This is a genomic window from Streptomyces corynorhini, assembly GCF_003346515.1.
GTDB classification, from domain to species: Bacteria; Actinomycetota; Actinomycetes; order Streptomycetales; family Streptomycetaceae; genus Streptomyces; species Streptomyces corynorhini.
Genome location: NZ_QQNA01000253.1, coordinates 1 through 13,227 on the forward strand (window position 1 = coordinate 1; position 13,227 = coordinate 13,227).

10 protein-coding genes and 1 tRNA gene are annotated in these 13,227 nt (G+C 69.3%); 8 read left to right on the forward strand and 3 right to left on the reverse strand.

All coding sequences use genetic code 11. The features are described from left to right. Window positions 1-350: 350 nt before the first annotated feature. Both DVH02_RS27380 and DVH02_RS27385 read left to right on the forward strand, forming a co-directional pair. Window positions 351-1,493, forward strand: a complete 1,143-nt coding sequence (locus DVH02_RS27380; RefSeq protein ID WP_114626539.1) for a C40 family peptidase — start codon at window positions 351-353, stop codon at window positions 1,491-1,493. A 417-nt stretch (window positions 1,494-1,910) separates the two neighbouring features. Further along, window positions 1,911-3,485, forward strand: coding sequence for a response regulator (locus DVH02_RS27385; RefSeq protein ID WP_233518496.1), 1,575 nt, complete (start codon window positions 1,911-1,913; stop codon window positions 3,483-3,485). Window positions 3,486-3,553: 68 nt separating this feature from the next. Here DVH02_RS27385 and DVH02_RS27390 read toward each other — a convergent pair whose 3' ends face one another. The 3 genes from DVH02_RS27390 to DVH02_RS27400 form a co-directional block, all read right to left on the reverse strand. Then, on the reverse strand, window positions 3,554-3,889 hold the full coding sequence (locus DVH02_RS27390) for a DUF2516 family protein (RefSeq protein WP_114626540.1): 336 nt from the start codon (window positions 3,887-3,889) through the stop codon (window positions 3,554-3,556). Window positions 3,890-3,992: 103 nt separating this feature from the next. Beyond that, complete coding sequence (locus tag DVH02_RS27395; protein WP_114626541.1) at window positions 3,993-4,571, reverse strand: hypothetical protein; 579 nt, start codon at window positions 4,569-4,571, stop codon at window positions 3,993-3,995. A gap of 17 nt (window positions 4,572-4,588) precedes the next feature. Next, entirely contained in the window at window positions 4,589-5,050 is a 462-nt protein-coding gene (locus tag DVH02_RS27400; RefSeq protein ID WP_233518497.1) for a helix-turn-helix domain-containing protein, read from the reverse strand. 265 nt (window positions 5,051-5,315) lie between these two features. On the opposite strand from DVH02_RS27400, the gene DVH02_RS27405 reads away from it, so the two are divergent. The 6 genes from DVH02_RS27405 (at window position 5,316) to DVH02_RS35300 (ending at window position 12,928) form a co-directional block, all read left to right on the forward strand. After that, window positions 5,316-6,092 (forward strand): TnsA-like heteromeric transposase endonuclease subunit, encoded by a 777-nt coding sequence (locus tag DVH02_RS27405; protein WP_114626542.1) that lies wholly within the window; start codon window positions 5,316-5,318, stop codon window positions 6,090-6,092. Next, window positions 6,058-8,172 carry a Mu transposase C-terminal domain-containing protein gene (locus DVH02_RS27410; RefSeq protein WP_114626543.1) on the forward strand — a complete coding sequence of 705 codons (2,115 nt, stop codon included), beginning with the start codon at window positions 6,058-6,060 and terminating at the stop codon, window positions 8,170-8,172. Before DVH02_RS27405 ends, DVH02_RS27410 begins: the two co-directional genes overlap by 35 nt. Beyond that, window positions 8,163-9,200, forward strand: a complete 1,038-nt coding sequence (locus DVH02_RS27415; RefSeq protein ID WP_114626544.1) for an ATP-binding protein — start codon at window positions 8,163-8,165, stop codon at window positions 9,198-9,200. Before DVH02_RS27410 ends, DVH02_RS27415 begins: the two co-directional genes overlap by 10 nt. Then, window positions 9,197-10,150: a hypothetical protein gene (locus DVH02_RS27420; protein ID WP_114626545.1), complete on the forward strand. Its 954-nt coding sequence runs from the start codon at window positions 9,197-9,199 to the stop codon at window positions 10,148-10,150. The genes DVH02_RS27415 and DVH02_RS27420 overlap by 4 nt, the downstream gene beginning before the upstream one ends. A gap of 454 nt (window positions 10,151-10,604) precedes the next feature. Further along, a complete protein-coding gene (locus DVH02_RS27425) occupies window positions 10,605-12,284 on the forward strand; it encodes a recombinase family protein (protein WP_233518498.1) in 1,680 nt (559 codons plus the stop codon). A gap of 567 nt (window positions 12,285-12,851) precedes the next feature. Further along, window positions 12,852-12,928: transfer RNA gene (locus tag DVH02_RS35300), tRNA-OTHER, on the forward strand. The last annotated feature ends 299 nt before the right edge of the window (window positions 12,929-13,227 follow it).

Here is a 13,227-nt window from a genome sequence, read left to right on the forward strand (position 1 = left end):
GGGGGCGGGGACACTGGGGGCGCGTCACCAGGAAGGGCCGTGCCAGGCGGGACGATGTCCCGGCGCCGCGACGCAACCCACATGCCGCTCCGCCCCTCTGTCCTGTTGAACTGTCCTGTTGAACTGTCCTGTCGAACTGTCCTGTCGCAGTTGCCCCTTCGACTCCGTGCCTCTGCCTCCGCCGGATACGGCTCCCTGCCCGCGTCGGCCCCGTCTCGTCGCGTCTGCCTTTCCGACTCTGTCTCTTTGAACGGGAACATGGCACGATCACCACAGGGGAACGTGTTACTGACGGTGAGTCAGGTAAGGCTCCGGCGCGCGAGGCGGGGCCTGGTCCGGAGGGGGAGTCTGTGAACCGACGTCGCTGTGCCGCTGCCGCGACCAGTCTGGTCTGCGCGCTGGCCGTACTGGCATCGCCGGACCTGCTGACACAGCGGGCGTACGCCGCTCCCCCGCCCGCGCCCACCGGCTCCGCCTCGCCGGTGGCCCCGCCGCCGGTCGAGCTGCCGCCGGGGATGCCGGTTCCGTCCGCGTCCGGTACGAAGTCCCTGGAGGACGTGCGCCAGGAGATCGAGGACCTCTACCAGAAGGCCGCCTCCGCCACCGACGCCTACAACCTCGCCGACGAACTGGTGAAGAAGCAGTCGGCCGAGGTCGTCGACCTGGCGGGCGAGCTGGTCACCGTCCAGCAGCGCATCGACGCCCTCAAGACCCGCGCGGGCGCCGCCGCTCGCGCCCAGTACCGGAGCGCCGGACTGCCACCCGAGGCCCGGCTGATGCTGGCCGGGGACCCGCAGCTCTTCCTCGACGGCATGGGACGGATGAAGCAGGGCCAGAAGGCCACCAGCGATCTCCTCCTCGAACTGACGCGGCAGCAGGAGGACTTGAAGACCTACGCCGCCGACTCCAGCACGCACTGGCAGCAGCTCAAGGCCGCCAGGGCGAAGAAGGAGAAGGCGGAGAAGGAGATCAAGAAGCGAATATCCGCCGCGAAGAAGCTCGAAGCGAGCCTCGCCGAGAAGGACCGCGCGCGGCTGGCGCGGCTGGACAGCGCGGCGGCGCGGCGGTCGCAGACGGCGTGGCTGGACTCGGGCGCCGTCGACCTGACCGCGTCGGCAGGGGCCGTCGGTCAGGGAGCGAGCGAACAGGGCAGGAAGGCCATCGAGTTCGCGACGGCGCAGATAGGCAAGCCGTACGTCTGGGGCGGGGCGGGACCGTCCTCGTACGACTGTTCCGGGCTCACGTCACAGGCGTGGCTCGCCGCCGGCCGCCCTATCCCGCGCACCTCACAGGAGCAGTGGCGGCTGCTGCCGCGCGTGGACATCAAGAACATGCGGCCCGGCGATCTGATCATCTACCACTCGGACGCCAGCCATGTCGGCATGTACGTCGGCAATGGCCGGATCGTGCACGCGCCGAGGCCGGGCCGGACCGTGACGTTCGCGGGCGCGGGCTCGATGGTCATCCTCGGGGTCGTACGCCCCGACAACTGACCGGGTCGGGGCCCGGACGGAGTCCCGGGTCGGAGTCCGGACGGAGTCCCGGGTCGGAGTCCGGACGGAGTCCCCGACGGAATCCGAGGCGGAATCCCGGACGGAGTCCCGACGGCGTCCCGGGCGGGAGGCGGCCTCGCGCGGACCAGCCGCCAATCCGCCCAAAAGTCCATGGAAACGACGCGGCCGACATACGACGCGCCACCGTCCCGACGCCGTAGTGCCGCACGTGATGTTTGTCATGGGCGCCGGTGGCCGAATAGCGCGTGATGCGTTACGGGATACGGCATATGACGGCGGCGCTTCGGCCGCGGACCATTCCGCTGGGGCGGCGGCTACCGCTATGGTCCCGGTCTGGTGGGGCGTCGACCGTCGCTCCCACCGCGCCCTCGGGGGGAGGGAAGGAAACCCAGACCGATGTCCGTACCCGTACCCGTACCCGTACCCGTACCGCGGCAGCGCACAGGACCGGCGCCCGAGGGACGGCAGGCCGAGAGCCGAGACCAGGCAGGAGAGCCGGGCTGGACCGGAGTGCCGGGCCCGGCCGGAGAACCCGGCGGGACCGGAGACCTGGGCCGGACCGCAGCCCCTGGCTGGACCGGAGAGGCGAGCTGGACCGCAGACGCGAGCTGGACCGCAGACCCAGATCTGACCGCAGAGCCAGATCTGAACGGCGACCCGGACCAGGCAGGAGACCCGGGCCAGGCAGGAGACCCGGACCAGGCAGGAGACCCGGGCCGGCCCGAGATCCTCGGCCGCGCGCACGCCGAGACGCGGACCGCCGCGGCCTCCGCCAAGGGCGGCGAACTCACGCTCCTGGTGATCGAGGCCGACCCTGCGGGCGACTTCACCGCGCCCGAGCCGCCGGACCCGCCCGATCAGCCGGAGGGAAGCGGCATCCGGCTGCGTATCCGTACCGCCCGTAACCTCACCGAGGCCGAGCGGCTGCTCACGGACGACATCCACTGCATCCTGGTGGACCTGGCGCTGCCCGGTATCCCCGGGATGGACGCGAGCGACGGTCTGGCGCCGCTGAAGCACGTCCTGCGGCTCGCGCCCCGGCACGCCGTGCTCGCGCTGGCGGCGGAGGGCGACGCCGAGCGGGCGGCGGCGGCCGTCCGGGTCGGCGCGCAGGACTACCTCTTCCGCGACGAACTGGACGGGCGGCTGCTGAGCCGCGCCATCCGGTACGCCGTCGAACGCAAGCGCGCGGACGTCGCGCAGCGCCAGCTGACCGAGTCGCGGCTGCGCGCCCAGGAGAACGCCCGGCTGGAGCGCGGCCTGCTGCCCACTCCGCTGCTCCAGGGCTCGGACCTGCGCTTCGCGGCCCACTACCGGCCGGGGCGGTCCAGGGCGCTGCTGGGCGGCGACTTCTACGACACGGTCCGTACGCCGGACGGTACCGTCCACGCGATGATCGGCGACGTCTGCGGCCACGGCCCGGACGAGGCGGCGCTCGGCGTGGAGCTGCGGATCGCGTGGCGGGCGCTGACGCTGGCGGGGCTCTGCGGCGACCGGCTGCTGTCGACGCTCCAGCAGGTGCTGGAGCACGAGCGGGAGAGCGAGGAGATCTTCGCGACGCTCTGCACGGTCGACATCGCGCCCGACGGTCGACGGGCCGGCCTCTGCCTGGCCGGGCACCCGTCACCGCTGGTGACGCGGAAGGGGCGGGCGGCGCAGCTGCTGCCGTACGAGGAGGGTGGTCCGGCGCTGGGGCTGCTGCCGCGCGCCCGCTGGCCGCGCAGGCAGGTGGAGCTGGGCGGGGTGTGGAGCCTGATGATGTACACCGACGGGCTGATCGAGGGCAGGGTCGGGGTCGGCTCGAAGCAGCGGCTGGGTCAGGAGGGCATGGTCGAGATGATCAACAGCCAGCTGGCGAGCGGGCTGAGCGGCGACGACCTGCTGGAGGCGGCGGTGGCCCGAGCGCGGGAGCTGAACGGCGGGGAGCTGACCGACGACGTGGCGGTGCTCCTGCTGGACCGGGGCGCGTAAGCGCGGCGCTCACGGCCGCGGCCCGCTCAGCCGCCGCGCGCTGCCGGGCCGACACCGCGCGGTCGGCCTCAGCGCCCGCCGTTGTAGGGGCCGTACGGGCCGTCGCTGCTGGAGCCGCCCTTGCGGGGGCCGCCACCGGAGACCGCCTTGAGGGCGGGCCGTACGTCCACCAGGAAGACGATCGTGGCGACGAGCCCGGCGATCTGCAGGAACAGCATCGGCACCAGGAGGTTCACGGCGACCGTGACCCCGAGAATGATCATCCAGAACATCTTGGTCTGCTTGTCAGCCGCCCGGTAGGCGTCCTCCCTGGCCGTCGCGGAGAAGAAGAGCGCGACGATGGCGAGGACGAGCATGACCAGGCTGAGCAGGGAGACGAGCGAGTTGAACCCCGTCATCAACATGCTGAGCACCTCCTGAGTAATCGCGGACCGAACAGCAAAGGTACCTGGACAACGGGCCGGACACCGTGGAGGTGCCCGGCCCGCGTGCACACGTAACCGCTGGTTACTCGGCCGGGTCGGCCTTCTTCGCGGCGGACCGGCGCGGCCCGGCCTTCTTCGCGGCGGCGGGCTTGGGCGCGGCCTCGGCCGCAGCCACGGCCTCCGGCGCGGGGGCCGGGGCCGGGGTGGGCTCGGGCTCGACGGCGACGGCGATCTCGGTGATCTCGTCGGCCGCCTCACCGCGCCAGGACCGTACGGTCTGCTCGCCGCGCTCGGCGACCTTCTCGTACGTCTCCCGGGCCCTGACCGCGTACTCGGCGGCCACACCCACGCCCCGCAGGGCCAGATCCTGGGCGGTCTCGCCGAACTTCTTCAGATCGGTGTCGATCACCCCGATCACCTCGGTGAACTTGGCCTGCACGGTCGCCTGGGCCTCCTTGGCCTGACCGCTGACCCTGTCCTGCACGGCCTTGGGGTCGGAGTTCCGTACCGCCTCGATCCGGCCGGGCGCCTCGGCCCGCAGCTGCTCGATCAGACCGGGCACCTTCTTGGCCTGCGCGACGGCCAGCTCGGCCGTTCCGGCGGCGAAGTAAAGGGGCTTCGGGTCGGTGAGGGTCTTGCGCAGGTCATCGGTGATGGCCATGACTGTGTCCTCCCGGATCACTGTGAGGGTGGTGTGGCTGCTGGGCCGGCGGGCGGCACATCGGGCCCCGGACGGCCGACGGCCCCGCCGCCGTCGCCGCCGTCACCGTCCGCGCCGACCGCCGGTTCGGCGTCGATCGCGTTCTCCTTGCGGAACGAGTCGTAGATCTGCAGGAGCACCTGCTTCTGCCGCTCGTTGATCGAGGGGTCGGCCAGGATGACCGCACGTGTCTCCAGCTCCTCCCTCTCCCGCTCGTCCAACATCCCGGCCTGCACATACAGGGTCTCCGCGGAGATCCGCAGCGCCTTGGCCAGCTGCTGGAGGATGTCGGCGCTGGGCTTGCGCAGCCCGCGCTCGATCTGGCTCAGATACGGATTCGACACCCCGGCGGCATCGGCGAGCTGGCGCAACGACAACTGCGCGGTGCGCCGCTGCTCCCGCAGGTACTCGCCGAGATTGCCGACGTTGAGTGATGCCATGCCGCCATCCTGCGCGCGACCGCTAACTTTTGCAAGCGCCTGCTTGCAAAAGTGTTCCACGCCACCCGCGGGTGAGCCTGCCCACGATCCGAGCACCGTGACGCGTCTCACTGATGGTGGGCCGGTCTCGGTCTTTCTGAGCCATCTGGTCGCTCGTCTCAGTCAATCTTGACCATTTGCCGATCTGTCTCGCTCTTCCTGGCCCATCGCGCCACCCGGCTTCTTACGGTCGTCGTACCAAGTCGGTGCCGAGTGGGGGTGACTGGTGGAGGCGGAGGACTTCTGGCTGGAGTACGTCGATTCCCGCGGCAAGCTGCATGGTGGGCCGCTTGAGGTGATGTGGCCGGTCCGTTTCGAGGCGGCCGGACAGGTACGTGGGTTCCCGTCGTACCGGGGGCAACGGAACTTCCCGGGCTGGTACTGGGCTGCTACCAGTGCTGACCTGGTGGGTTACGAGTCGTGGGTGGAGCTTGGGCACTTGATGCGGCTGGACGCCGGGCCGGACGTAGTGGCCGTGGCCTCGCAGCCGTTCCGGTTGTCGTGGCGGCGCGGAGGCCGGGTGCGGCGCATCCGCCATACGCCGGACTACTTCGTACGCTGCCGGGACGGCACAGCGGTGGTGCTGGACGTGCGTCCCGACAACCGGATCGAGCCTGCGGACGCGGTGAAGTTCGCGGCGACGGCCGCTGCCTGCGCCCGGGTCGGCTGGGGTTTCGAGCGGGTCGGGGTGCTCGGTCCCGTGCTGGCGGCGAATCTGCGCTGGCTGTCGGGTTACCGGCACCCACGGGTGCGGAACGAGCAGGTCGTTGGAGCCTTGCGGGCGGTGTTCGCGGAGCCCCAGGGCCTGCTGACGGGGGTCCGGGAAGTCGGAGACCCGATCGCCACGCTGCCGGTGCTCTACCACATGCTGTGGTGCCATGAGCTGGCCGTTGACCTGGAAGGCCGGTTGCTATCGGCGGACACGCGCGTGCACCCCGCGTCTGTTGTCGCGAAGGAGGTGGGCGGCAGTGCCGACGCGTCCGCAGCTTCTGTCGCTGGGTGACCGGGTCTGTTACGACGGGCGCGAGCACACCATTGCCGCCCTGCACGGGACCTCGGTGAGGCTGGTGGACGACGCCCAGGCTCCCAGTGTGGTGCTGCTGGGGCACCTGCTGGCCTCCGAGGGCTTCGCCGTGCTCGGCACCATGTCGAACCGCCCGCCGCTGCCGGACGCCGGGGTGCTGGAGGGGCTGTCCGAGGAGACGGTGGAGCGGGCCGAGTGGTGGCGCAGACATCTGACCGAGCTGCTCACGGGCCGCCCGGACGTGGACGCCTGCGCGCCGGTGAAGGCCGAGTACGACCCGGCGGTGCGCTCTCTGCGCCAGCGGGAGCTGGCCAAGCTGGCGGAACTGCGGGAAGCCGGCGAGGAAATGGGCCTGAGCACGCTACGCCGGATGCGCTCGCGCTTCGAACGCGAAGGAGTGGCAGGTCTGGTGGACGGTCGGCGGCGCAAGCCCGCCACCGGCACGAGCCGGGCCGATCCTCGGGTGGTCGAGGCGATCGAGAAGATCGTCAGCAGCCGGACCGACGAGCCGACCGTGTCCGCGCAGGTGCTGCAGCGCAACGTCGAACGCCTCCTGGCGGCCGAGCACGGCACGGGAGTGGTCCCGATGCCTTCCAGGGCGACGTTCTACCGCCTGTTGGAGGCGGTCTCGACAGGGCAGCATCTGCTGGGCTCGGCCCGCACCCGCCGTTCTCTGGGCAAACAGCCGAAGGGGATGTTCGGGCAGCTGACGGCGGCGCGGCCGGGTGAGGTGATGGAGATCGACTCCACGCCGCTGGATGTGATGGTCGTCCACGACGACGGGACGGTGGACCGCTGCGAGCTGACCGGGCTGGTGGACCTGGCGACGCGGACGCTGGCCGCGGTGGTGCTGCGGCCCTCGACGAAGGCGGTGGACGCCGCGCTGCTGCTGGCGCGGGCGATGGCGCCCGAGGTGGTGCGGCCGGGCTGGTCGGACGCGCTGCGCATGTCCCGGTCGGTGCTGCCCTACGCCTCGCTGCTGACGCTGGACGAGAGGCTGTCGAAGGCCGCCGCGAAGCCGGTGATCGTCCCGGAGACGGTGGTCAGCGACCGTGGGAAGGCGTTCATCTCGGACAACTTCCGCAACGCCTGCCGTCACCTGGGGATCTCGTTCCAGCCCGCGCACCCGGACACCCCGACCGACAAGCCGCACATCGAACGCACTCTGGGGTCGGTGGCGACGATGTTCGCGCAGGATCTGCCCGGCTACACCGGCCGCAGTGCCGAGATGCGGGGCAAGGACCCGTCCGCACGGGCGGTCTGGTCCATCCACGAACTCCAGGAACTGCTCCAGGAATGGGTCGTCTCGACATGGCAGGCCAGACCGCATGGCGGGCTGCGGGACCCTCTGATGCCGGACCGCCCGCTGAGTCCGAACGAGAAGTACGCCGCGCTGGTGGCGGCGGCCGGATACGTGCCGGTCGCGCTGAGCCCGGAGGAGTACATCCAGCTCATGCCCCGCGAATGGCGGGTCATCGGTCCCGGCGGAGTGCGGATCAACAACCGCACCTACGACTCCCCCGCCCTCGGCCCCTATCGGCGCCAGCCCTCCGGGGCAGGCCCGGACGGCAGGCTCTGGGAGGTCCATTACGACCCCTACGACATCTCCTGCGTCTGGGTGCGCAACCACCGTGGCACGGGCTGGATCACTGCGACCTGGCGTCATCTGCGGACTTCGCCCGTCCCGATGGGTGAGCTGGTCTTCGGCCGGGCCCGTGAGGTGCTGGCCGAACGAGAACAGCGCAGGCCGGACGAGGAAGCAGTCTCGCAGGCCGCGGCCGAACTGCTGGACCGGGCCGCCGGCGGTCCCGAAGAGCGCCCTGTCCAGCGGCGCAAAAGGACGAGCCGGACAGCTGAACGGCGGGACCGCAAGGTCGTTGGCCGCACCCGTGCCACCAGCCAGCCGGCCTGGCCTCGTCCCAAACCCCCCGTGACCTCTGAAGCGCTCCCAGCCGAACCGGCGCAAGACTCCGAAGCCGCCGATGAGAGCGAGGAGTTGGCAAAAGTGGTGCCGCTGGGCATCTTCGACGCTCGTGAGGAGGCAAAACGATGGTGGTGAACACCCCTGACAAGCAAGAGCCGGGTCCGGGCGATAACGAGCGGGCCGAGCCGCCCACTTCGCTGAGCGGATGGCGACGGTTCGTCGAGAAGGACGTCACGGACTTCGAACTTGTCTCCCTGGAGCGGTGGGAGGGCATGGACGACGACGAGCGAACCGCCTATGACGAGGCCCGCATCGACCACCACTCAGAACTCCAGGTCGTGCGCACCTCTACCGTCAGGGAAGTCGCCCACCAGGGACGGCTGCTGACCTTGCTGAACCGGCGCGAGGAGGGAGCCCGCCGGGGCCTGATCATCTCCGGGGAACGCACCACGGGGAAGACCACCGCGCTCAAACAGCTCGGCCGCCTTCACGAACTGCGTGTCCGCCAGCGCTACCCCGGAGGACGGCGCATCCCGGTCGTCTACGTCACCGCCCCACCCAAGGGATCGGCCCGCAAGCTGGCGATGGAGTTCGCCCGCTTCCTCGGCCTGCCGTCGATCACGCCCCGGGCCAACACCACAGACGTCACCAACGCGGTCTGCCAGATCCTCATCGAGGCCCGCACCGACCTGGTCTTGGTCGACGAGATCCATCTGATGAACCTGGCCACCACGGCCGGCGAGGAACTGTCCGACCACCTCAAGTACTTCACCGAGCACCTGCCCGCCACCTTTATCTATGCCGGGATCGACGTCGAGCACTCCGGGCTGTTCACCGGCATCCGCGGCGACCAGATCGCCGGCCGCTGCACCCTTCTGCACACCGGCCCCTTCCCCAAGGGCCCCGAGTGGGAGGGCCTGGTGGCACAGATGGAAGCCACCCTCCGGCTGCACCACTACAAGCCCGGCACCCTGGTGGAACTGGCGGACTACCTCCACCAGCGCACCGGAGGCATGATCGGCAGCCTGTCCCACCTGATCCGTCTGGCCGCCATCTCCGCGATCCTCGACGGCAGCGAACGCGTCACCCGCCGCCAACTCCACAAGCTTCGCGTCGACCACGCCAGCGAACGCGACTACCGCGGAGAGGCCGAGGCCGGATGACCCGCTCCGCCGCGAGGCTGGTCACGACGCTGCCGTTCACCCCGGTCATCACCCGTCCGCTGCCGGGCACCGTCACCCCGTTCCCCAACGAGACCGTTGACTCATACATCTCCCGCCTCGCCTCGGCGAACAGGACCACCCCTCACATCTTGCGCACCCCTTCACATTGGCTGCGATGCCCCCTCAACGACCTGGAGCTGCTGGAACTCCTCAGCGGCCAGCCCCGCACTTCCCTGGTCTGGGCCCTCCCCGAACTCCGCTGCTACGAGCCCGGCATCGCCTTGCCGCCCAGAACGCCCGATGTGATCACCCGCTTCGCCTGCCGCCGCTGCGTCTGGCAGGCCGGCGGCACCGGAACCGTTCATGTCCATGCGCCCACCCACTACGACCTGGTATGCCTCCGCCACGGCATCTGGCACAGCGAGGGCGTGAAAGCCATCGGGCAGCAGATCGACCTTGCTCCGGTCCCCGAAGTCATCCGGGCGCAAATGCTCATCAACCGCTTGGAACGACGGCACGGCCAGCGCTTCATCGCGGAGTGCTACCGAGTCTGTGAACGCCACTGGGCAGAACTGGACCGACGCGGCCTCGTTCGCAACGGCGCCGTCGCACTCCTCAAACGGCTCCCCCTCACTGACATCAACGACCTGAGGCCGCTCGGCCCGCACCACCGCTTCAGACGCGTTACCCGCTTCCCTCAGCTCGCACGATTCACCGCTCTGGTCGCGTCACTGGCGCTGAGGCACGCAGCGAACACCTTGGGCGAAAAGGCAGGCCCCACGATTCTGGCCGAGTTCGAACGCACCTTCCAGCTCGACTACCGGCCACGCTCGATCACCCGCCCATGGATGGAAACGGCCCTTATCCATGTCGTCGTCACCATGGCGGACGTCGTGAGAATGCTCAGATTGAGCGAGACAGACACCTCCACGCCGTCTCGCTCAATCTGACCCACCGCTGGTCACAGCTTCACGTTGGTTCACCTTCACTGAGACGCGTCACACCGGGGCGTGCTGCCGTGCCCCGGGCGCCCTGCACGGCACGCGCGGTCTCGGCCCGGGGTCTTGAGCGCGTCCTCGGCGCTCAGCGCGTTCACGCCACGCGCCGAGTCGCCTCGCGCTCGTCGTCCCTTTGGGCGACGGTCGGCCTCAGGCCGGGGATGCGCCGACGCAGAATTCGTTGCCCTCCGGGTCTCCCAACGCCCAGAACTAGACGTTCTGGAGTGTCGGCATGGTGGCATCGGCCCTGGTCAAGCCCGGTAGCGGGAACCTCTCCGTCCCTACAAGGGGTATGCAGAAGAGTGAATCTAGGCAACGTCCGCTCCCCACAGGAAGTGTGGAGACAACACAGGAACCCCGGAACCCTCTCGCGGGCACAGCGTTCGAAACGCGGACCCTCCGGGGTGTGCGGTGCGTGCGCCTGTCCGTGCTGACCGACGAGACCACCAGCCCCGAGCGGCAGCGCGAGGCCGACGACAAAGTTGCGGCAGAACTCAACATCGACTTTGGGTCCGGTGACGCGGTCCGCGAGGCCGTAGACCTGGACGTGTCGGCGTCCAAGATTGCTCCGTTCGACCGTCCCGCCCTCGGTCAGTGGCTCGCTCGGCCCGAGCTGTACGACGTGTTGGTGTGGTGGCGCTTTGACCGTGCCATCCGGTCCATGAGCGACATGCATGACCTTGCGAAGTGGGCAAAGCAGCACCGAAAGATGTTGGTCTTTGCCGAGGGCATCGGCGGGGGCAAGCTCGTCTTTGACTTCCGCAACCCGATGGACCCCACGTCGGAACTCATGATGATGATGCTTGCCTTTGCGGCGCAGGTGGAGTCGCAGAGCATCACGGACCGCGTTACCGGCGCCATGGCTGCCATCCGGAAGATGCCGCTTCGGTGGCGCGGCGGTGGTCGTCCGCCGTACGGCTACATGCCCGCCCCCATGCCCAAGGAACACGGCGGTATCGGGTGGACGCTCGTACCCGACCCCGACGCGGTGACGATCATTGAACGGATCGTCCGAGAGCTGTTGGAGGGGGCGACCGTATCGGCGGTGGCTGCCGGTCTCAACGTGGACGGTAAGGCGAGCCCGCGTGATCACTGGGCCGTGAAGATGGAGCGCGACAAGGGCGGGAAGACCGGCGGGGCCAAGGGGTCGCACGTCGTACGTAACGTGTTCAAGTGGACCCCCGCTGTCATTTCCCGGATGCTCCGCAACCCGACGTTGCTCGGCTGGAAGATGCACAAGGGCAAGCCCGTGCGCGACGCCGAGGGCGACCCGATCATGAGCACGGAAACGCCGATCATGACGCGTACCGAGTTCGACCGCATCGGCGCGTTGCTCGACTCCCGCAGCATCGACAACGGAGAGCGCAAGGACACGGACGCGCTGCTGTTGCGCGTGATCCACTGCGACTCTTGCGGGGGCCGCATGTACCTGTCCAAGCCGACCAAGAACGGTGCGAGCGTGAACCCGTTCTACAAGTGCAACAGCCACGCCCGGGGCGACCTGTGCGCGCTGCCCGCGAACATCCGGGCATCGTGGGTGGACGAGTACGTTGAAGCCGAGTTCCTGCGTGTGGTCGGTCCAGTCCAGACGACACACGTAGTCGAGATTCCCGGGTACGACCCCGAGCCCGAACTACTGGCCACGATTGCGGAGTTCGCGGAGCACCAGGAGCAAGAGGGACGCCAGAAATCCAAGCACGCTGCGGCCGAGTGGCAGCGACGGGCGGATGCGCTCGACAACCGCATAGCCACACTGGAGGCAGCGCAAAGGGTCGAGCCACAGCGCATCGTGACGCATACGGGAAGGACGTTCGCGCACGAGTGGGCAAAGAAGGACACGGCGGGGCGGCGGGCGATGCTCGTTGAAGCGGGGGTGCGGCTCGACGTGCGGCGCGGTGTCCGGGGAGGGTGGCGCAAGCTCGACGTACGACGCGTGGACTTCACCATGCGCGGAGAGCTGGACCCCGCAGCGGAAGCCCTTGACGGAGTAACAACGGCGCTGGAGTCCGAGACGCGCGGAGACTCCCCGACCGAGGGCGCGAGTGTGCGCCTGGCCAAGCCAGCCCGCGACCTGGTCGCCGCATAGCCCCACGCGCCCGCTACGCCCCTCAAGAGCCCCGGATGGTCCACGGAAAGATCACCGGGGCTCTCCCATGCCCGCAGGCGGGCGTACACGCCGTTCCTGGGGCTGCACGTCAGCCCACCCTCGGGGCAGGGCCGACCAACAGCGAGGCGAAGAGTGTTGAGGTGACGAGTTTTTGTATTTTTTAGAAACACATAGAAAAAATAAGAGAGAAGAGAGATCGGGGTCACGGCCGACACTTCGGCACCGTTCGGCACCCTCGGGAATCTCTTGGTCTCTACTGCTTGGGTACGTGGAAGGGCGATGTGCCCGCCCGCTGCTCCAGCGGCCAGGGCACGGGAAACCTTCCGTCCCTACAACTTATGAGAGCGGGATTACCGCGCACCCACCCCAACGGGGAACACGGCGGTCCGAGTGCCCACTCTCGGAACAAGCGTTGCCCGAGCACCACGCACCCTCACAGGGTGGCCACTGGGGTCGTGTGGCAACGCGATCGGGGGACTGCACAGCCGTGAAGCCGTGCGGTCCCCCACGTTGTCCGGACCGGTTCGCCGGCGAGGACAACGACCATGCCCGCTGACCCAACGGCTAGAGGTGCGCCGTACCCAATCGGCAGAGTTCCCCGGTTCGAATCCGGGGGCGGGCACGCCACCGCGAGTGAACTCATGCCCTTGGGCACGCAGCCCATGGGTCCCGGCATGTGCCTCTTGCGGTCACTCGCGCTGACAGACCAGAACTGAACACAGGGGGACGCACATGCGCTGTATCGACTGCACCGAGCCCGCTACGCACCGGGGCCGCTGTAAGCCCCCCTACGGGGCGTATGAGGGGCGGGCGAGTGTCCGCACCAGGCGAGTACGTGGACGTCGACGAGCCAACCGGCACGCTGCTGCCGCTCGGCTCCGCCGGACCGTGCAGGAACGCGGCTCGGCCTGGTGCGACTGGT